This window comes from Pseudomonas sp. NEEL19 (assembly GCF_028751975.1).
GTDB lineage: Bacteria > Pseudomonadota > Gammaproteobacteria > Pseudomonadales > Pseudomonadaceae > Aquipseudomonas > Aquipseudomonas juntendi.
In genome coordinates, this window is record NZ_CP081491.1 from 1,825,438 (window position 1) to 1,843,975 (window position 18,538).

13 protein-coding genes, 1 other RNA gene and 1 pseudogene are annotated in these 18,538 nt (G+C 64.7%); 7 read left to right on the plus strand and 8 right to left on the minus strand.

Features of this window, described 5'->3' with window-relative positions; translation table 11 throughout:
* The 4 genes from smc to ffs all read left to right on the plus strand — a co-directional run bounded on the left by smc (position 1) and on the right by ffs (position 7,504).
* On the plus strand, positions 1–3,489 hold the full coding sequence (smc, locus tag K4A76_RS08365; RefSeq protein WP_274411923.1) for a chromosome segregation protein SMC: 3,489 nt from the start codon (positions 1–3) through the stop codon (positions 3,487–3,489).
* 205 nt (positions 3,490–3,694) lie between these two features.
* On the plus strand, positions 3,695–4,588 hold the full coding sequence (gene zipA, locus K4A76_RS08370) for a cell division protein ZipA (RefSeq protein ID WP_054911338.1): 894 nt from the start codon (positions 3,695–3,697) through the stop codon (positions 4,586–4,588).
* A gap of 235 nt (positions 4,589–4,823) precedes the next feature.
* The gene (gene ligA / locus K4A76_RS08375; RefSeq protein WP_274411924.1) at positions 4,824–7,154 is read left to right on the plus strand and encodes an NAD-dependent DNA ligase LigA; all 2,331 of its coding nucleotides are present in this window, start codon (positions 4,824–4,826) and stop codon (positions 7,152–7,154) included.
* A gap of 253 nt (positions 7,155–7,407) precedes the next feature.
* An RNA gene (gene ffs, locus K4A76_RS08380) (signal recognition particle sRNA small type) lies at positions 7,408–7,504 on the plus strand.
* A 28-nt stretch (positions 7,505–7,532) separates the two neighbouring features.
* On the opposite strand, the pseudogene K4A76_RS23780 reads toward ffs, so the two are convergent.
* Both K4A76_RS23780 and K4A76_RS08385 read right to left on the minus strand, forming a co-directional pair.
* A pseudogene (locus K4A76_RS23780) lies at positions 7,533–7,690 on the minus strand (MerR family transcriptional regulator); the annotation flags it as partial.
* A gap of 177 nt (positions 7,691–7,867) precedes the next feature.
* A complete protein-coding gene (locus K4A76_RS08385) occupies positions 7,868–8,641 on the minus strand; it encodes a substrate-binding periplasmic protein (protein ID WP_274411925.1) in 774 nt (257 codons plus the stop codon).
* Between the two features lie 120 nt (positions 8,642–8,761).
* Between K4A76_RS08385 and dnaX the strand changes: the two genes are divergently transcribed.
* The 3 genes from dnaX (at position 8,762) to recR (ending at position 11,996) form a co-directional block, all read left to right on the plus strand.
* Positions 8,762–10,822, plus strand: coding sequence for a DNA polymerase III subunit gamma/tau (gene dnaX / locus K4A76_RS08390; protein ID WP_274411926.1), 2,061 nt, complete (start codon positions 8,762–8,764; stop codon positions 10,820–10,822).
* Between the two features lie 64 nt (positions 10,823–10,886).
* Positions 10,887–11,222 carry a YbaB/EbfC family nucleoid-associated protein gene (locus K4A76_RS08395; RefSeq protein WP_003254305.1) on the plus strand — a complete coding sequence of 112 codons (336 nt, stop codon included), beginning with the start codon at positions 10,887–10,889 and terminating at the stop codon, positions 11,220–11,222.
* Positions 11,223–11,393: 171 nt separating this feature from the next.
* Positions 11,394–11,996: a recombination mediator RecR gene (recR, locus tag K4A76_RS08400; RefSeq protein WP_009683911.1), complete on the plus strand. Its 603-nt coding sequence runs from the start codon at positions 11,394–11,396 to the stop codon at positions 11,994–11,996.
* A gap of 74 nt (positions 11,997–12,070) precedes the next feature.
* Here the strand turns inward: recR and K4A76_RS08405 are convergent, their stop codons facing one another.
* The 6 genes from K4A76_RS08405 to K4A76_RS08430 all read right to left on the minus strand — a co-directional run bounded on the left by K4A76_RS08405 (position 12,071) and on the right by K4A76_RS08430 (position 18,491).
* Complete coding sequence (locus K4A76_RS08405) at positions 12,071–12,619, minus strand: adenine phosphoribosyltransferase (protein WP_009683910.1); 549 nt, start codon at positions 12,617–12,619, stop codon at positions 12,071–12,073.
* A 55-nt stretch (positions 12,620–12,674) separates the two neighbouring features.
* Positions 12,675–13,409 carry a Crp/Fnr family transcriptional regulator FnrA gene (gene fnrA / locus K4A76_RS08410; protein ID WP_009683909.1) on the minus strand — a complete coding sequence of 245 codons (735 nt, stop codon included), beginning with the start codon at positions 13,407–13,409 and terminating at the stop codon, positions 12,675–12,677.
* 186 nt (positions 13,410–13,595) lie between these two features.
* Entirely contained in the window at positions 13,596–14,978 is a 1,383-nt protein-coding gene (hemN, locus tag K4A76_RS08415) for an oxygen-independent coproporphyrinogen III oxidase (RefSeq protein ID WP_054905804.1), read from the minus strand.
* A gap of 168 nt (positions 14,979–15,146) precedes the next feature.
* Complete coding sequence (locus K4A76_RS08420; RefSeq protein ID WP_054881972.1) at positions 15,147–15,830, minus strand: sulfite exporter TauE/SafE family protein; 684 nt, start codon at positions 15,828–15,830, stop codon at positions 15,147–15,149.
* On the minus strand, positions 15,823–16,038 hold the full coding sequence (ccoS, locus tag K4A76_RS08425; RefSeq protein ID WP_054881973.1) for a cbb3-type cytochrome oxidase assembly protein CcoS: 216 nt from the start codon (positions 16,036–16,038) through the stop codon (positions 15,823–15,825). The genes K4A76_RS08420 and ccoS overlap by 8 nt, the downstream gene beginning before the upstream one ends.
* Complete coding sequence (locus tag K4A76_RS08430) at positions 16,017–18,491, minus strand: heavy metal translocating P-type ATPase (RefSeq protein ID WP_274411927.1); 2,475 nt, start codon at positions 18,489–18,491, stop codon at positions 16,017–16,019. The genes ccoS and K4A76_RS08430 overlap by 22 nt, the downstream gene beginning before the upstream one ends.
* Positions 18,492–18,538: the final 47 nt, after the last annotated feature.

The window sequence follows — 18,538 nt, forward strand, 5'->3', positions numbered from 1 at the left end:
ATGCGCCTCAAATGCATTCGCCTGGCTGGCTTCAAGTCGTTCGTCGACCCGACCACGGTCAATTTCCCCAGCAACATGGCGGCCGTGGTCGGCCCCAACGGCTGCGGCAAATCCAACATCATCGACGCGGTGCGCTGGGTGATGGGCGAGAGCTCGGCGAAGAACCTGCGCGGCGAATCGATGACCGACGTCATCTTCAACGGCTCCAGTGGGCGCAAACCGGTCAGCCAGGCCAGCATCGAGCTGGTCTTCGACAACAGCGAAACCACCCTGGTCGGCGAGTATGCCGCGTACGCCGAAATTTCCATTCGCCGCAAGGTCACCCGCGACGGGCAGAACAGCTACTACCTGAACGGCACCAAGTGCCGCCGGCGCGACATCACCGACATTTTCCTCGGCACCGGCCTGGGGCCGCGCAGCTACTCGATCATCGAACAGGGCATGATCTCCAAGCTGATCGAGGCCAAGCCCGAAGAGTTGCGCAATTTCATCGAGGAAGCCGCCGGCATCTCCAAATACAAGGAGCGCCGCCGCGAAACCGAGAACCGTATCCGCCGCACCCAGGAAAACCTGGCGCGCCTGACCGACCTGCGTGAAGAACTGGAACGCCAGCTCGAGCGCCTGCACCGCCAGGCCCAGGCCGCGGAAAAGTACCGTGAGTACAAGGCGCAGGAACGGCAGTTGAAAGCGCGGCTGTCGGCCCTGCGCTGGCGCGACCTGGACGAGCGGGTACGCCAGCGCGAGTCGGTGATCGGTGACCAGGGCGTGGCCCACGAGGCTTTGGTGGCCGAGCAGCGCAACGCCGATGCCAGCATCGAGCGCCTGCGTGACGGCCATCACGAGTTGTCCGAGCGGTTCAACCAGGTGCAGGGCCGTTTCTATTCGGTGGCCGGTGACATTGCCCGGGTCGAGCAGAGTATCCAGCACGGCCAGCAGCGCCTGCGCCAGTTGCAGGACGACTTCAAGGAGGCCGAGCGCACCCGTTTGGAAACCGAGTCGCACCTGGGGCATGACCGCACCTTGCTGGCGACCCTGGGCGAAGAGTTGGCCATGCTCGAACCCGAGCAGGAAATGACCCTGGGCGCCGCCGAAGAAGCTGCGGCGGCGCTGGAAGAGGCCGAGCTGGCCATGCACGGCTGGCAAGAGCAATGGGACAGCTTCAACAGCCGCTCTGCCGAACCGCGCCGCCAGGCCGAAGTGCAGCAGGCGCGCCTGCAGCAGCTGGAAGCCAGCCTGGAGCGCCAGGCCGAGCGCCAGCGCAAGCTGGGCGAAGAGCGCGAGCAACTGGGGAGCGATCCGCAGGACGCCACCCTGCTGGATCTGGCCGAGCAGCTGGCCAGCAGCGAAATGTTGCTGGAAGAACTGCAGCTCTCCGAAGAACAGGTGGTCGAGGGTCTGGAAAGCGCGCGCGGGCAGTTGCAGCAGGCTACCCAGGCCCAGCAGCAGGCGCAGGGCGACCTGCAGCGCCTGGGCGGCCGCTTGGCATCCTTGGAAGCGTTACAGCAGGCAGCCCTGGAGCCGGGGGCGGGCGCCGCAGACTGGCTGCAGGGCCAGGGCCTGCAGCAACAGCCACGCTTGGCCGAAGGCTTGCGGGTTGAACCGGGCTGGGAGCTTGCCGTAGAAACCGTGCTCGGCGCTGACCTGCAGGCCGTGCTGGTGGACGATTTCAACGGCCTCGATTTTGCCGGTTTGGAACAAGGCGAGCTGCGCTTGCTGCAGGCCAGCGATGCCAGCGCGTCGTTGCCCGGCAGCCTGCTGGAAAAGGTCGAAGGCCGTGTTGATCTGGCACCCTGGCTGGGTCAGGTCAAGCCTGTCGAAGACTTGGCCCAGGCGCTGGCGCAGCGCACAGCGCTTGGCGACGGCCAGAGCCTGGTCAGCCGCGATGGCTACTGGGTTGGCCGGCACTTCCTGCGGGTGCGCCGTGGCGGTGAGGCCGAAGGCGGTGTGCTGGCGCGTGGCCAGGAAATCGACCGCCTGGGCCAGGAACAACTGCAGCAGGAAGCGGCGTTGGAACAGCTTGAGCAACAGTTGCAAACCCTGCGCGAGCAGCAGCTGGACCTGGAAGAACAGCGCGAGCAACTGCGGCGCCGCAGCCAGGAAGAAAACCGCCTGCACGGTGAACTGAAAGCCAGCCTCTCGGCCAGCCGTGCGCGCGCCGAACAGGTCGAGCTGCGCCGCCGGCGCTTGCAGGAAGAACTGGCCGAACTGGAAGAACAGCGCGCCCTTGAGCACGAACAACTGGGCGAAGCCCGCTTGTTGCTGCAAGAGGCGGTGGAGCTGATGGCCCAGGACACCGAGCAGCGCGAGCAATTGATGGCCCGCCGCGACGCCCTGCGCGAAAGCCTCGACCGGGTGCGCCAGGAGGCCCGCCAGCACAAGGATCACGCCCACCAGTTGGCCGTGCGGCTGGGCTCGCTGCGTGCGCAGCATGACTCCACCCGCCAGGCCCTGGAGCGCCTGGAGCAGCAAGCAGCAAGGCTGACCGAGCGCCAGGAGCAACTGAGCCTGAACCTGGAGGAGGGCGAGGCGCCACAGGAGGAGTTGCGCCTGAAGCTCGAAGCGCTGCTGGAACTGCGCATGAGTGTTGACGAGGAAATGCGCCTGGCGCGCCTGCACATGGACGAAGCCGACCGCGAATTGCGCGAGGCCGAGAAGCGCCGCACGCAGGCCGAGCAGCAGGCGCTGTTGTTGCGCGGCCAGCTGGAGCAGTTGCGGCTGGAGTGCCAGGGCCTGGATGTGCGGCGCAAGACCCTGCAGGAGCAGCTGCTGGCCGACGGTTACGACCTGCAAGGGGTGCTCGCCACCCTGGAGGCCGATGCCAGCGAGCAGGGCACCGAACAGGCGCTGGAGCAACTCGAGGCGCGTATCCAGCGCCTGGGGGCGATCAACCTCGCCGCCATTGAGGAGTACGAGCAACAATCCGAGCGCAAGCGCTACCTGGATGCCCAGGACGCCGACCTGGTGGAGGCGCTGGAGACCCTGGAAAACGTCATTCGCAAGATCGACAAGGAAACCCGCAACCGCTTCAAGGATACCTTTGATCAGATAAATGCCGGATTACAGGCACTTTTCCCAAAAGTTTTCGGTGGTGGCAGCGCTTATCTGGAACTGACGGGCGAAGATCTACTCGATACAGGGGTGACGATCATGGCGAGACCGCCGGGCAAGAAGAACAGCACCATCCATCTGCTGTCCGGCGGCGAAAAGGCACTGACCGCATTGGCGCTGGTGTTTGCCATCTTCAAGTTGAACCCCGCACCGTTCTGCATGCTCGACGAAGTCGATGCGCCGCTGGACGATGCCAACGTCGGGCGCTACGCGCGCCTGGTCAAGGAAATGAGTGAGAGCGTGCAGTTCATCTACATCACCCACAACAAAATTGCGATGGAGATGGCCGATCAACTGATGGGGGTAACCATGCATGAACCCGGTTGTTCACGTCTTGTTGCAGTTGATGTGGAGGCCGCCATGGCCATGGTCGATGCGTGATGTGCGACGATGCGGGCGCTTTCTCCAACGAAATCCCCCCGTCATGTGCGACAGACGGTGTAAAGTTGTCTTTGGTCGTGCTAGCTTAATGTCACTCGTTTATTGCGTGGGTAAAACGCCTGTCAGAACATAGAGTTGGCGCCACGTGTTAAAGGGCTTTGAACCCTTTGTTTTCAAGCATATTTTTATAGAGGCACGGGATTACATGGAAATCGGTCTGCGCGAGTGGCTGATCCTCATCGGCATCATTGTCATTGCCGGTATTCTTTTCGACGGCTGGCGCCGCATGCGCGGCGGCAAAGGCAAGTTGAAATTCCGTCTGGACCGCAGTTATTCCAACCTGCCGGACGAAGAGGGCGGCAGTGCCGAGGTACTCGGCCCGTCGCGGGTACTGGATACCCATAAAGAACCGGAACTGGACGAAAGCGACCTGCCTTCGCTCAGCGCCTCGGCGCGTGACCGCGAACGCGAGCCAAAGCCGGCCAAGGCCAGCAAGCGTGGCAAGCGCGCCACAACCGCGGCCGATGTGCAGCAGGGCGACCTGGGCCTGAGCGCCGAGCCGCGCGAGCCCGACCTGTTCACCGACAGCGACGACGACTTCGCCGCCGAAAATACCCGTGGCAACCCTGCGCCCGCTGCCAGCAGCAGCGTCAAGGAGCTGCCACCGGCCGAAGAGGTGCTGGTCATCAGCGTCATTTCCCGCGACGAGGGTGGCTTCAAGGGCCCGGCATTGTTGCAGAACATTCTTGAAAGCGGCCTGCGCTTCGGCGAAATGGACATCTTCCACCGCCACGAAAGCATGGCCGGCCACGGCGAAGTGCTGTTCTCCATGGCCAATGCGGTCAAGCCTGGGGTGTTCGACCTGGACGACATCGACCATTTCAGCACCCGTGCGGTGAGCTTCTTCCTCGGCCTGCCTGGCCCACGTCATCCGAAGCAGGCCTTTGACGTGATGGTGGCGGCCGCGCGCAAGCTGGCCCATGAACTGAACGGTGAGCTCAAGGACGACCAGCGCAGCGTGCTGACTGCCCAGACCATCGAGCACTATCGCCAGCGCATCGTCGAGTTCGAGCGCCGTGCGCTGACCCAGAAGCGCTGACAGATCCAACGAAAGAGCAGCCTGAGGGCGTGCGGGTCGGTTCGGGTACCGTCGTTGCCTGTGCCGGCCTCTTCGCGGGTAAACCCGCTCCTACAGGTACACCACCGCCCTTGGGCGTGTGATGCCCATGTAGGAGCGGGTTTACCCGCGAAGAGGCCGGCACAGGCAATAGACACCTGGAACCCCGCGCACCACCCCAGGCTGCTCTTTTGCTTTGCAAGAGAAGACAAACCTCATGACCGCCGAAACCCGTATCCACGAACTGCGTGCCGAACTCGACCAGCACAACTACCGCTACTACGTGCTCGACGAGCCCAGTGTGCCCGACGCCGAATACGACCGCCTGTTCAACGAGCTCAAGGCGTTGGAAGCCGAACACCCGCACCTGGTTACCCCCGACTCGCCCACCCAGCGCGTCGGCGGTGCAGCCCTGTCGGCCTTTAGCCAGGTGCGCCATGAAGTGCCCATGCTCAGCCTGGGCAACGCTTTCGAGGAGGCCGACCTGCGTGAGTTCGGCCGCCGCGTGGTGGACGGCCTCGATCAGCCGGGCGCTGTTGACTACAGTTGCGAACCCAAGCTCGATGGCCTGGCCGTTAGCCTGCTGTACCGCGACGGCCTGCTGGTGCAGGGTGCCACGCGCGGCGACGGCACCACTGGCGAAGATATCAGCGCCAACGTACGCACCGTGCGCAACATTCCGCTGAAATTGCACGGCGAGGGCTGGCCCGCGGTGCTGGAAGTGCGTGGCGAGGTCTACATGAGCAAGGCCGGCTTCGACCGCCTCAATGCAGCCCAGGCCGAAGCCGGCGGCAAGACCTTCGCCAACCCCCGCAACGCGGCTGCCGGTAGCCTGCGCCAGCTCGATTCGAAAATCACGGCCAGCCGCCCGCTGGAGTTCTGCTGCTACGGCGTCGGTCAGCTGTCTGCCAGCATCGGCGACAGCCATATCGCCATCCTTGAACAGCTCAAGGCTTGGGGCCTGCCGATCAGCCGCGAGCTCAAGCATGCGGCAGGGATCGAAGAGTGCCTGGAGTACTACCGCGACATCGGCGAGCGGCGCAACAGCCTGCCGTATGAAATCGATGGTGTGGTATTCAAGGTCAACAGCCTGGCCGCCCAGCGTGAACTGGGCTTCCGCGCCCGTGAACCGCGCTGGGCAATCGCCCACAAGTTCCCGGCCATGGAAGAGCTGACCGAGGTGCTGGACGTCGAGTTCCAGGTCGGCCGTACCGGCGCGGTCACCCCGGTGGCGCGCCTGAAACCGGTCAAGGTGGCGGGCGTGACCGTGTCCAACGCCACCCTGCACAACATGGACGAAATCGCCCGCCTGGGCCTGCGCATTGGCGACACGGTGATCATCCGCCGGGCCGGCGACGTGATCCCGCAGGTGATGCAGGTGGTGCTGGAGCGTCGCCCGGACGATGCCCGCCCGGTTGCCGTGCCAAGCGAGTGCCCGGTGTGTGGCTCGCAAGTCGAGCGCACCCAGCTGGTCAAGCGCAGCAAGGGCAAGGAGACCACCAGCGAAGGGGCGGTGTACCGCTGTGTCGGCCGCCTGGCCTGTGGTGCGCAGCTCAAGCAGGCGATCATTCACTATGTGTCGCGTCGCGCCATGGACATCGACGGGCTTGGCGAAAAAAGCGTCGAGCAGTTGGTGGACGAAGGCCTGATCGGCTCGCCGGCTGACCTGTACAAGCTGCAGTTCGAGCAGGTGGTCGGCCTGGAAGGCTTCGCCGAGGTGTCCACCCGCAAACTGCTGGATGCCATCGAAGCCAGCAAGCGGCCGAGCCTGGCGCGTTTCATCTATGCGCTGGGCATACCGGATGTGGGTGAGGAGACGGCCAAGGTGCTGGCCCGTTCGCTGGGCAGCCTGGCGCGCGTGCAGCAGGCCTTGCCGCAGGTGCTGACGTATCTGCCGGACATTGGCCTTGAGGTCGCCTACGAGATTCATAACTTCTTCGAAGACGAACACAACCAGAAGGTTATCCAGCAGCTGCTCGATAGCGGCATGCACCTGCAGGACGAAGGCGAGTTGGCCGCCGAATTCGCGGCCAGCACCAGCTTGGCCGGCATGATCGCCAAGCTCGACATCGCTTCGGTAGGCCCAACCGGTGCCGAGAAACTGGTAGCCAAGCTCGACAGCCTGGACAAGATCATCGCTGCCGACGGCATTGACCTGCGCCAGGCACTGGCGGCCAAGCAGGCGGATGCGGTGCGTGAATTCTTCAAGGATGAGGCCAACCAGAAACTGGCGCGCGCGATCGAGGCGCAGTTGCTGGCGTTCGGCATGCACTGGACCAGCGAGAAGAAAGTCGCCGAAGGTTTGCCGCTGGCCGGCCAGACCTGGGTACTGACCGGTACCCTGGAGCGCATGAGCCGGGATGTGGCCAAGGACAAGCTGGAAAGCCTTGGCGCCAAGGTGGCCGGTTCGGTGTCGGGCAAGACCCAGTGCGTGGTCGCAGGGCCGGGGGCTGGATCGAAGCTGGCCAAGGCCAGCGAGCTGGGCGTGAAGGTGCTGGACGAAGAGGCCTTCGTCGCGTTCCTGGCCGAGCAGGGCATCACTATTTAAGTCCCTGCGCGCGCCCCTTGTGGGAGCGGGCATGCCCGCGAACACCGGCAAAGCCGGTGCCATCCATCGCGTAGCTTGCTTCGCGGGCACGCCTGCTCCCACAGGCCTCGCACCAGTCTCGCCTGCAACATCACCCCAACCCAGACAAGTCATTGAGAAATGATGACTTTTTCTGCTCCCAGAGGTTGTATCTGCCCCCAAGACCGGTACAATGGCGCCACTCGCTGCTCAGCGAGGCATGTAGTGGTGGCCCCATCGGTCCCCCCGCATTGATTACCCGTTAACCTGGTCAGGCCCGGAAGGGAGCAGCCATAGCGGGAACATCGAGTGCCGGGGTGTGGCTGGTGGGGCCGCCTCCATTTCCGGGGTCGGAAAACCTCAATCTGCTGCGAACGCCTTCTTTCTGTCCTGCTTCTCGCCCAATGCTCCCATCGCCGACAGCTTCATCAGTCGCTGGAATTTAGGCAGGCCAGGTGATCTCCCTAAGGGCGCTGCGCCGCATGTCGCCAGCCCTTGCTCTCCGCCTCTAGGCGCCTACCCAGGTCACAGGCAGCACGCGAGCTCGAATCGGCCGCAATATCCTGTGGGAGCGGGCGTGCCCGCGAAACAGGCGACGCGGTATAGGCACCAGCTTCACCGTAGATCGCCTGCAAGCCAGCGACCACAGGGAGCGTGCTGGCTTGCAGCCTCTGTACATCACCAGCGCTTCTGTTTCACGGGCGAGCGACAGACGGGTTGTCGCTACGGCCCATCCCCGCATACCGCTGGAGGATCCGCTCGATTTCCCCCGTCTGTTTCAGCCGCACCAAGGCCCGCAGCAACCCTTGTGTGGGTATCGCCGGGTCGTTGCGCACCATGCACCCCAGGTCCTGCTCCTCCAGCACTGCCAGCACTTGCAGTTGCCGAGCTGCCGGCTGCCCCTGGTTGAACCACTGCAGCGACAACTCGTTGCTCACTGCATGGCGATAGCGGTGGGCTTGCAGTTTCTGCAGGACCAGCAGCTGGCTGCGGCTGTCTTCGCGGCTCAGCCGGCCTTGGTCCAGCAGGGGTTGCAAGGTTGGATAGGTGTACCCCAGCACTGTACCGATGGCCTGGGGCGGCAGTTGCTCTGCTGCGACCGGGTTGCTGTCGCCAAGGCGCCCCACCAGCACGTCGCGCTGGTGGAGCAGCGGGATGCTCCAGACAAAGTCCCCCGGGCGGTCATTGAACCATTGCGTGCTGACGTAGCAGCGCACATCAATGTCACCGCTGTTCATGGCCTCCTGCAAGCGCAGCCTGGCCATCACGTGATACTGCGGGCGGACCCCTGCTTCCCTGGCCAGCGCCTGTACAAGGTCATAGACCAGGCCCTCAACCGGCTGGTCATCTTCAATCCGCACCAGCGGCATGCTCCAGCTTTCAGCCACGGAAAAACGCAGCACCGGCTGTTCTGCCACGCTCTGGGTAGCCCAGACCAACAGCAAGGCCAGCAGTTTTCGCAAAAGCATCTCCTCCCTGGACAACAGGCGCCCGATTCATAGCTTAGACGAGCTGCGCAGGGTGCAATTTTGCCCCCGCTCCGCTAGCATTAGCGATCTTCCGCTCGATCAGGCTACGATGGTTTTTCGATGAGTTATCAGGTTCTTGCACGTAAATGGCGTCCGCGCTCGTTCCGCGAAATGGTCGGCCAGACCCATGTGCTCAAGGCCTTGATCAATGCCTTGGACAACCAGCGCCTGCACCATGCCTACCTGTTCACGGGTACTCGTGGCGTGGGCAAGACTACCATTGCCCGTATCATCGCCAAATGCCTGAACTGCGAGACGGGCATCACCTCCACGCCCTGCGGCACCTGTTCGGTGTGCCGGGAGATCGACGAGGGCCGCTTCGTCGACCTGATCGAAATCGACGCCGCCAGCCGTACCAAGGTCGAAGACACCCGCGAACTGCTCGATAACGTGCAGTACGCGCCCAGCCGCGGGCGCTTCAAGGTCTACCTGATCGACGAAGTGCACATGCTCTCGACGCACTCGTTCAATGCCTTGCTCAAGACCCTGGAAGAGCCGCCGCCGTACGTCAAGTTCATCCTGGCCACCACCGATCCGCAGAAGCTGCCGGCCACCATCCTGTCGCGTTGCCTGCAGTTCTCGCTGAAGAACATGAGCCCGGAGCGGGTGGTCGAGCACCTCAGCCATGTGCTGGCTGCGGAGAACGTCCCGTTCGAGGCAGATGCCCTGTGGCTGTTGGGCCGCGCCGCCGACGGTTCCATGCGTGACGCCATGAGCCTGACCGACCAGGCCATCGCATTCGGCGAAGGCAAGGTGCTGGCCGCCGATGTGCGGGCCATGCTCGGTAGCCTCGACCACGGGCAGGTCTATGGGGTGCTGCAGGCGCTGCTCGAGGGCGATGCCCGGGCCCTGCTGGAGGCCGTGCGCAACCTGGCCGAGCAAGGGCCGGACTGGGCTGGCGTGCTGGCGGAAATGCTCAACGTGCTGCACCGTGTAGCTATCGCCCAGGCGCTGCCCGAGGCAGTGGACAACGGCCAGGGCGACCGTGACCGGGTGCTGGCGCTGGCCCAGGCATTACCGGCCGAGGATGTGCAGTTCTATTACCAGATGGGCCTGATCGGTCGGCGTGACCTGCCGCTGGCGCCGGACCCGCGTGGTGGCTTCGAGATGGTCTTGTTGCGGATGCTCGCCTTCCGCCCGGCCGACACCGACGATGCGCCGAAACCGGTGCTAAAGCCAGTGGGGATCAGCCAGGCCACAGCTGATCCTGCCAACCCGGTGGCAGCCCCTGCGCCTGCCGTGCCGCCACCCGCCGCCGAGCCTGCGCCCGCTGCACCCGCGCCGCTGGTAGTGCCGCCGCCAGCCACGGTGGACCATGAGCCCGAGCTGCCCGCAGACGCCGAGCTGAGGGCCGAAGTCGAGGCCATTTCGGTGCCTGAGCCCGTCGCCGAGGTGGTCGACCTGCCGTGGGAGGACCCAGCCCCGACCAGCGCGCCTGTCGCAGAGCCTGCTGCCGAGCCCGTGTCAGCCCCGCGGCCGACCCCGCAGGCGGCGCCTATGGCCGCGCCTGCCGTGCATGACGAGCCGCCTTTCGACCCGTCTGCCTACGCCGCCGTTGGCATGGACCGGGACGACGAGCCGCCGCTGGACGAAGACTACTACGGCGGCGAAAGCGATCCGGTTGGCTTCAGCTACCTCGACGAGTTAGCCGAACACGTTCAGGAAGAAGCCCCTGCGCCCGCGCCTGCTCCGTTGCCAGCCGCCAAGCCGGCCACCGGTCTGGCCCTGCAATGGCTGGAATTATTCCCACAGTTGCCTGTCTCCGGTATGACAGGCAACATCGCAGCAAACTGTACGCTGATTGCCGCCGATGGCGACGACTGGCTGCTGCACCTGGACCCAGGCCAAGGTGCGCTGTTCAACACGACCCAGCAGCGGCGCCTGAACGAGGCGCTCAACCAGCATCTGGGGCGCACGCTGAACCTGCGCATCGAACTGGTCCTGCCCGAGCAGGAAACCCCGGCCCAGGCCGCCGCGCGCAAGCGGGCCGAGCGTCAGCAGGGCGCCGTCGCCTCGATCGAGCAGGATCCATTGATCCAGCAGATGATCAAGTTGTTCGGTGCCAAGGTGCGGCAGGATACTATTGAGCCTGTAGAAGCCCTGGCCAACCAGGGCCAGTAACGGATAACCCTGCGGCCGGCCCGGCGCCGGGCCGCATCAAATGACCCAATCGAGGTATACCCCCATGATGAAAGGTGGCATGGCCGGCCTGATGAAGCAGGCCCAGCAGATGCAGGAAAAAATGCAGAAAATGCAGGAAGAGCTGGCCAACGCCGAAGTCACCGGCCAGTCTGGTGGCGGCCTGGTGAGCGTGGTGATGACCGGTCGTCACGACGTCAAGCGCGTCAGCATCGACCAGAGCCTGATGTCGACCGATGAAGATGACAAGGAAGTACTGGAAGACCTGATCGCCGCTGCGTTGAACGATGCAGTGCGCAAGGTGGAGCAGAGCAGCCAGGAAAAAATGGGCGGCATGACCGCCGGCATGCAGCTGCCGCCGGGCTTCAAGATGCCGTTCTAAGGCATGCGCCCTCGAAAACCGCCGCTGACACCAGCGGCGGTTTTTTTGTGCGTACTCGCAGCCGCCGCGGTCATTATTCTTGACCCGGCGCGCTCCCACCCGGAGGCTGATTTGACGCCACTGCCCCCGCTGGGTATAAACCGCCCCTTATTGAATTGTCAGGCCTTCCCCATGAGCTTCAGCCCCCTTATCCGCCAATTGATCGACGGCCTGCGCATCTTGCCAGGTGTAGGCCAGAAAACCGCCCAGCGCATGGCCCTGCAACTGCTCGAGCGTGACCGTAGCGGGGGGCTGCGCCTGGCCCAGGCTTTGACCCAGGCCATGGAAGGGGTAGGGCATTGCCGGCAGTGCCGCACCTTGACCGAGCAGGACCTGTGCCCACAGTGTGCTGACCCGCGGCGTGACGACACCCAGCTGTGTGTGGTCGAGGGGCCGACCGATGTGTATGCGGTCGAGCAGGCCGGCTACCGCGGCCGTTACTTCGTGCTCAAAGGCCACCTGTCGCCACTGGACGGCCTGGGGCCGGAGGCCATCGGCATTCCGCAACTGATGGCGCGGATCGAAGAGCAGGGTACCTTCACCGAGGTGATCCTGGCGACCAACCCGACCGTGGAAGGCGAGGCGACGGCGCATTACATCGCGCAACTGCTCAATGAAAAAGGCCTGGTGGCCTCGCGCATCGCCCATGGTGTACCCCTGGGCGGGGAGCTCGAACTGGTGGATGGCGGAACACTGGCCCATGCCTTTGCCGGGCGGCGGCCGATTTCGCTCTGAAGCTGCAAGCTACAAGCTACAAGCAAAAGTAGATCGGCTTTTGCTTGCGACTTGCGACTTGCGCGGCTTGCAACTCAATACTCGCTGAGGGAAAACTCGGTCAGGCAGAAGGTCGGCACCCCGGCCGCCTGCAGCCGGCGCGAACCGTCCAGTTCGGGTAGGTCGATGATCGCGGCGGCCTCGAACACCTGCGCACCGGTGCGGCGCACCAGGTTGGCCGCTGCCAGCAAGGTCCCGCCCGTGGCGATCAAGTCATCGAAAATCAACACCGAATCGCCTTCGCACAGGCTGTCGGCGTGCACCTCCAGGAAGGCCTCGCCGTACTCGGTCTGGTAACCCTCGCTCAGCACGTCGGCTGGCAGCTTGCCTTGCTTGCGGAACAGGATCAGTGGCTTGTTCAACTGGTGGGCGATGATCGAACCAATCAGGAAACCCCGCGCGTCCATGGCGCCAATGTGGCTGAACTCAGCCTCGACATAGCGCTCGATGAACTGGTCGGCCACATAGCGCAGCCCGCGCGGCGACTGGAACAGCGGGGTGATGTCACGGAAGATCACGCCGGGCTTGGGGAAGTCCACCACCGGGCGGATCAGGGCTTTGAGGTCGAAGGCGTCGCTGTGCATTGTTGCGGGTATCCTGGGAAAACGAATGCCCAAGTATACCCGCTAAATACCGGCATCAGGCCTCCATTGCACCACCGGCCAGCGCACACAGCTGGATCGGGTCGAGGATGTGCACTTCCTTGCCTTCGGCGCGCAGCAGGCCGTTCTGCTGGAAGCGGGTGAACACCCGTGACACGGTTTCCACTGCCAGGCCCAGGTAGTTGCCGATTTCGTTGCGCGACATGCTCAGGCGGAACTGGTTGGCCGAATAGCCGCGGGCGCGGAAGCGCGCCGACAGGTTCACCAGGAACGTGGCAATGCGCTCGTCGGCGGTTTTTTTCGACAGCAGCAGCATCATTTGCTGGTCATCGCGGATTTCACGGCTCATTACCCGCATCAGCTGGCGGCGCAACTGCGGGAGCTGGACCGACAGTTCGTCGAGGCGCTCGAAGGGGATTTCGCACACCGAGGTGGTTTCCTGAGCTTGCGCCGACACCGGGTAGGCTTCGGTGTCCATGCCCGACAGGCCGACCAGTTCGCTGGGCAGGTGGAAACCGGTGATCTGTTCTTCGCCGCTGTCGCTGAGGCTGAAGGTTTTCAGAGCGCCGGAACGTACCGCGTAGACCGAGCCAAAATTGTCACCCTGGCGGAACAGAAACTCGCCTTTTTTCAGCGGACGCCCGCGTTTGACGATTTCATCCAGTGCATCCATGTCTTCCAGGTTGAGTGAAAGAGGCAGGCACAGGGGGGCCAGGCTGCAATCCTTGCAATGGGCCTGGTTGTGAGGGCGCAGTTTGACTGGCTCGGACATTTGGATCGATCCTTGTGGGAAAGCACACATAAGTCGTAAGGGTAACCTACGACACAGGGTGTAGGCCAGTGTGCGCATCGATGCTGCGCGCTGGCAAAACCCCGGCAGATGCCCTGCCGGGAGTCCTCGTTCGCCCATAGTGTGCCCGGCAAGGTGGCGTGTCCATGCGGTTGAACGTCTCGCTTTTCAGATAACCCGGGAGAAACGCTGGCGGTTCTGCATCGCCAGGTAGGCATCGAACACCATGCATACCGAACGCGCCAGCAGGCGCCCGGCCGGAAGAATGCGGATGCCCTTGTCGTCCAGGCTGATCAGGCCATCGCGCTGCAGGGTCAGCAGTTCTGGCCAGAGGTGGTCGAAGTAACCGCGGAAATCGATGGTGAACGCTTGCTCGATGGGTTCGTAATCCAGCTGGAAATGGCAGATCAGTTGCTGGATGACCGCCCGGCGTATGCGGTCGTCATGGTTGCACAGCAGGCCGCGCTGGGTCGCCAGCTGGGCGTTGGTCAGGCTGTCCTGGTAGGTGTTGAGGTCACTGCTGTTCTGGCAGTACAAGTCGCCGATCTGGCTGATGGCCGACACGCCAAGGCCGATGAGGTCGCAGTGCCCGTGGGTGGTATAGCCCTGGAAATTGCGCTGCAGGGTGCCTTCTTCCTGGGCGATGGCCAGCTCGTCGTCGGGCAGGGCGAAATGGTCCATGCCGATATAGCGGTAGCCAGCGGCGGTCAACTGCTCGATGGTGGCGTGCAGCATCTCCAGTTTGGCGGCCGCGCTGGGCAGGTCGCTGCTGTCGATACGCCGTTGCGGCATGAAGCGTTCGGGCAGGTGGGCGTAGTTGAACACCGACAAGCGGTCGGGCTGCAGGCGGATCACCTCTTCGACGGTGCGGGCGAAGCCTTGCGGGGTTTGCTTGGGCAGGCCGTAGATCAGGTCGAGGTTGATCGAGCGGAATTGCAACGTGCGCGCCGCCTCGATCAGGGTGCGGGTCTGCTCCAGGCTTTGCAGGCGGTTGATCGCGCGCTGCACGGCGGGGTCGAGGTCTTGCACGCCGAGGCTGACGCGGTTGAAACCCAGTTCACGCAGCAGGCCCATGGTCGACCAGTCGGCTTCGCGCGGGTCGATCTCGATGCCGTAGTCGCCGGAGTCATCGTCCAGCAAGTGGAAGTGCTGGCGCAGGGTAGTCATCAGCTGGCGCAGTTCCACATGGCTGAGGAAGGTCGGGGTGCCGCCGCCGAAATGTAGCTGTTCCACCCGCTGTTTCGGTCCCAGGTGGCAGGCGATCAGCTGAATCTCCTGCTCCAGGCGCTGCAGATACGGCGCGGCGCGGGCGCGGTCCTTGGTGATGACTTTGTTGCAGGCGCAGTAGTAGCAGATGTTGGCGCAGAACGGCACATGCACATACAGCGACAGCGGGCGTACCGCCCGGCGGCTTTCGCGCAGGGCGTGGAGCAGGTCGAAGGAACCCACCTCGCTGTGCAGTTGCACGGCGGTCGGGTAGGAGGTGTAGCGTGGCCCGGCAAGATCGTAGCGGCGGATCAGGTCGGTATCCCAACGAATGTCGTCGAGCATGTGGGCGGTCCCCGGAAAGAGCAGCAGTGAACCGGAGTCTATGGGCGTCTGTAGGAATCTGTGTTGATTTGTATCAAGGGCATCGGGGGCTGCTTTGCAGCCCTTCGCGGGCTTGCCCGCTCCCACAGGGGTACGCGCGAGCCCGCGAAGGGCCGCAAAGCGGCCCCATCAATGCCCCATCAGCCAATGCTGGTGCGGCCCGGGCATGGTCCAGATACCAAACAGCATCACCAGCACCCCGCCGGCCACCCGCACACTGCGCCGTTTCAACAAAGTGTTTACCCGCTCTGCCGCCAATCCGGTCGCCAGCAGCACCGGCCAGGTGCCCACCCCGAACGCCAGCATCAACGCCGCGCTGTAGCCGGCATGGCCCTGGCTGGCCGCCCATAACAACGTGCTGTACACCAACCCGCATGGCAACCACCCCCACAAGGCCCCCAGCAGCAACGCACGGGGCAGGCTGGACACCGGCAGCAAGCGTGACGCCAGCGGCTGGATATGCCGCCACACGCCGCGGCCTAGCACCTCGATACGCGTCAGCCCGCTCCACCAGCCGGCCAGGTACAAGCCCATGGCAATCAACAGCAAGGCGGCCAGGACCCGCAGGGCCAGGGCGGCCGGGCTGCTGGCCACGGCCCAGCCGGCCAGGCCCAGCAACAACCCGGCGCAGGCATAGCTGAAGATGCGCCCCAGGTTGTACGCCAGCAGCAGGCGCAGGCGCCTGCCGCGTTGTTCAGGGGGGATGGCCAAGGTCAGCGCACCCATCAGGCCGCCGCACATGCCCAGGCAGTGGCCGCCGCCGAGCAAGCCGAGCACCAGCGCCGAGCCCAGCAGGGGAAGCAGGTCAGGCACGGGGTGGCAAGTCCTTGTCGGCGTTGCCCGGCGTGTCGTCGGGTTTGACCGCCGCCTGGTGACGAGGGTCCTGGTCGTCGAACAGAATGCTGTGCGCTGGGCCGTCGAGGTCGTCGTACTGGCCGCTGTCCACGGCCCAGAAGAAGATGTACACGGCCACGCCGACCAGCAGCAGGGCTGCGGGGATCATGACATAGAGGGCGGGCATGGCGTACTCCTGGCGGGTTGCGCGGCATCCATCGCGGGCAGCCCGGCGCTGGCTGGCAAGCGGGTCAGGCGCAGGGCATTGAGCACCACGATCAGTGAGCTCACAGACATGCCGACAGCAGCCCACACCGGGGTGACCCAGCCGAGGGCGGCGAACGGCAACATCAGGCCATTATACAGGGTTGCCCACAGCAGGTTCTCGAGGATGTTGCGGCGGGTGCGGCGCGCCAGTTCCAGCGCCTGCACCAGCGCGCTCAGGCGGTTGGACAGCAGCACCGCGTCGGCGCAGGTCTTGGCCAGGTCGGTGGCGCTGCCCATGGCGATGCTGATGTCGGCGGCGGCCAGCACCGGCACATCGTTGACCCCGTCGCCCAGCATCAGCACCTTGCGCCCTTCGGCCTGCAAGGCTTTGAGGCGCTCCAGTTTGTCGTCCGGGCGCAGGCCGCCAATGGCGTGGTCGATGCCCAGTTGCGCGGCGACTTCCGCGACCATCGGCGAACTGTCGCCAGACAGCAGCAGGGTGCGCCAGCCCCGCGCTTTGCAGGCAGCCAGCAGGGCCGGTGCATCATCGCGCAAGCGGTCGTCCAGGCCGAACCAGGCCAATGGCCCCTGGCGGTCGCCCAGCAGCAGCCACTGGCCGCGAGGCTCGGGCACCGCAGGTACTTGCGCGCCGCTAAAGGCGCAGACGAAGCTGGCCTGGCCAATGCGCAGGCGCTGGCCATCGACCAGCCCTTCCAGGCCCAGGCCGGGCACACTCTGCACCTCTTCAGCAGCTGTGGCCGCGCGCCCGAACGCGCGGGCGATGGGGTGCTCCGAGCGGTTCTCCAATGCCGCCGCCAGCGCCAGGCAACGGTCCGCGGGGTGGCTGCCGAGTGGGCGAATGCTGCGCAAGGTCAGCCTGCCTTCGGTCAGCGTGCCGGTCTTGTCAAAAATCACCGTATCGATCTGGTTCAGGCCTTCCAGCACATGGCCACGGGTCACCAGCAGGCCAAGTTTATGCAGGGTGCCGGTGGCTGCAGTGAGTGCGGTGGGAGTGGCCAGCGACAGCGCACAAGGGCACGTCGCCACCAGCATGGCCAGCACGATCCAGAACGCCCGCGCCGGCTCCAGGTACCACCACCACAGGCCGATGGCCACTGCGGCCAGCAGCGAGAACAGCAGGAACCCCTGAGAGGCGCGGTCGGCAATTTCTGCCAGGCGTGGTTTTTCCGTCTGCGCGCGCTCCAGCAGGCGGACGATAGCCGACAGCCGCGAGTCGTGGCCCAAGGCCTGGACTTCTATGTTCAGCGTGCTTTCCACGTTCAAGGTGCCGCCGGTGACCCGGTCCCCCACCCGCCGCGGCTGTGGCAAGTACTCACCGGTGAGCAGCGATTCGTCGACGCTGGAGCGGCCTTCGACGACGCGCCCGTCGGCGGGAATCACCGCGCCGGGCAGCACCTGTACGGTGTCGCCGCATTGCAGTTCACTGAGCAGAATGCGCCCGCTGCGGCCTTGGCTGTCCAGGCGCAGGCACGACGCCGGCAGCAAGTTCACCAGTTGCGCCGTGGCCGCTGCGGTGCGCTCGCGGGCGCGGCGTTCCAGGTAGCGGCCGGTCAACAGGAACAGGGCGAACATGCCCACGGTGTCGAAATACAGCTCGCCGCTGCCGGTGATGGCTGTCCAGATACCCGCGCCGAACGCCAGGCCAATGGCCAGTGACACCGAAACATCCATGGTCAGGTGGCGGGTGCGCAGGTCGCGTGCGGCGCCCTTGAAGAACGGTGCGCAGCTGTAGAACACGATGGGGATCGTCAGGAACAGCGCCACCCAACGCAGGATGGTGTGCAGCTCGGGCGACAGGTCGATGTTGAATTCCGGCCAGGTGGCCATGGTCGCCATCATTGCCTGGAACCACAACAACCCGGCAACGCCCAGGCGCCGCAGGGCACTGCGGTTTTCCCGGGCCAACTGCTCGGCGGCCTGGTCGGGTTGGTAGGGGTGGGCGGCGTAACCGATCTGGCGCAGTTCGGCCAGCAGGCGCGACAGTGGCAGCTGCGAGGCATCCCAGGCAACCAGCAGGCGGTGGTTGGACAAGTTAAGGCGCGCCTCGGCGGCGCCGGGCAGGTTGCGCAGGTGTTTTTCGATCAGCCAGCCACACGCCGCACAGCTGATACCTTCGATCAGCAAGGTGGCCTCGGCCAGGTCGCCCAAGTGGTGGACGAAGGTTTGCTGCACGTCACTGCGGTCGTAAAGGGCCAGTTCGTCCTGTAACTGCCTGGGCAACGCTTCGGGGTTGGCACTGTTGTCGCTGCGGTGCTGGTAGTAGTGTTCCAGGCCGCCGGCCACGATCGCCTCGGCCACTGCCTGGCAGCCGGGGCAGCAGAACTGCCGGGGCTCGCCGAGCACCACAGCGGTGAAGCGGCTGCCGGCAGGAACGGGCAGGGCGCAGTGGTAGCAGGGAATGGGTTGGGTCATCACATCATTGCCTTACACATAGCGGCCGGTTGGCGCGCTTCCCTGTA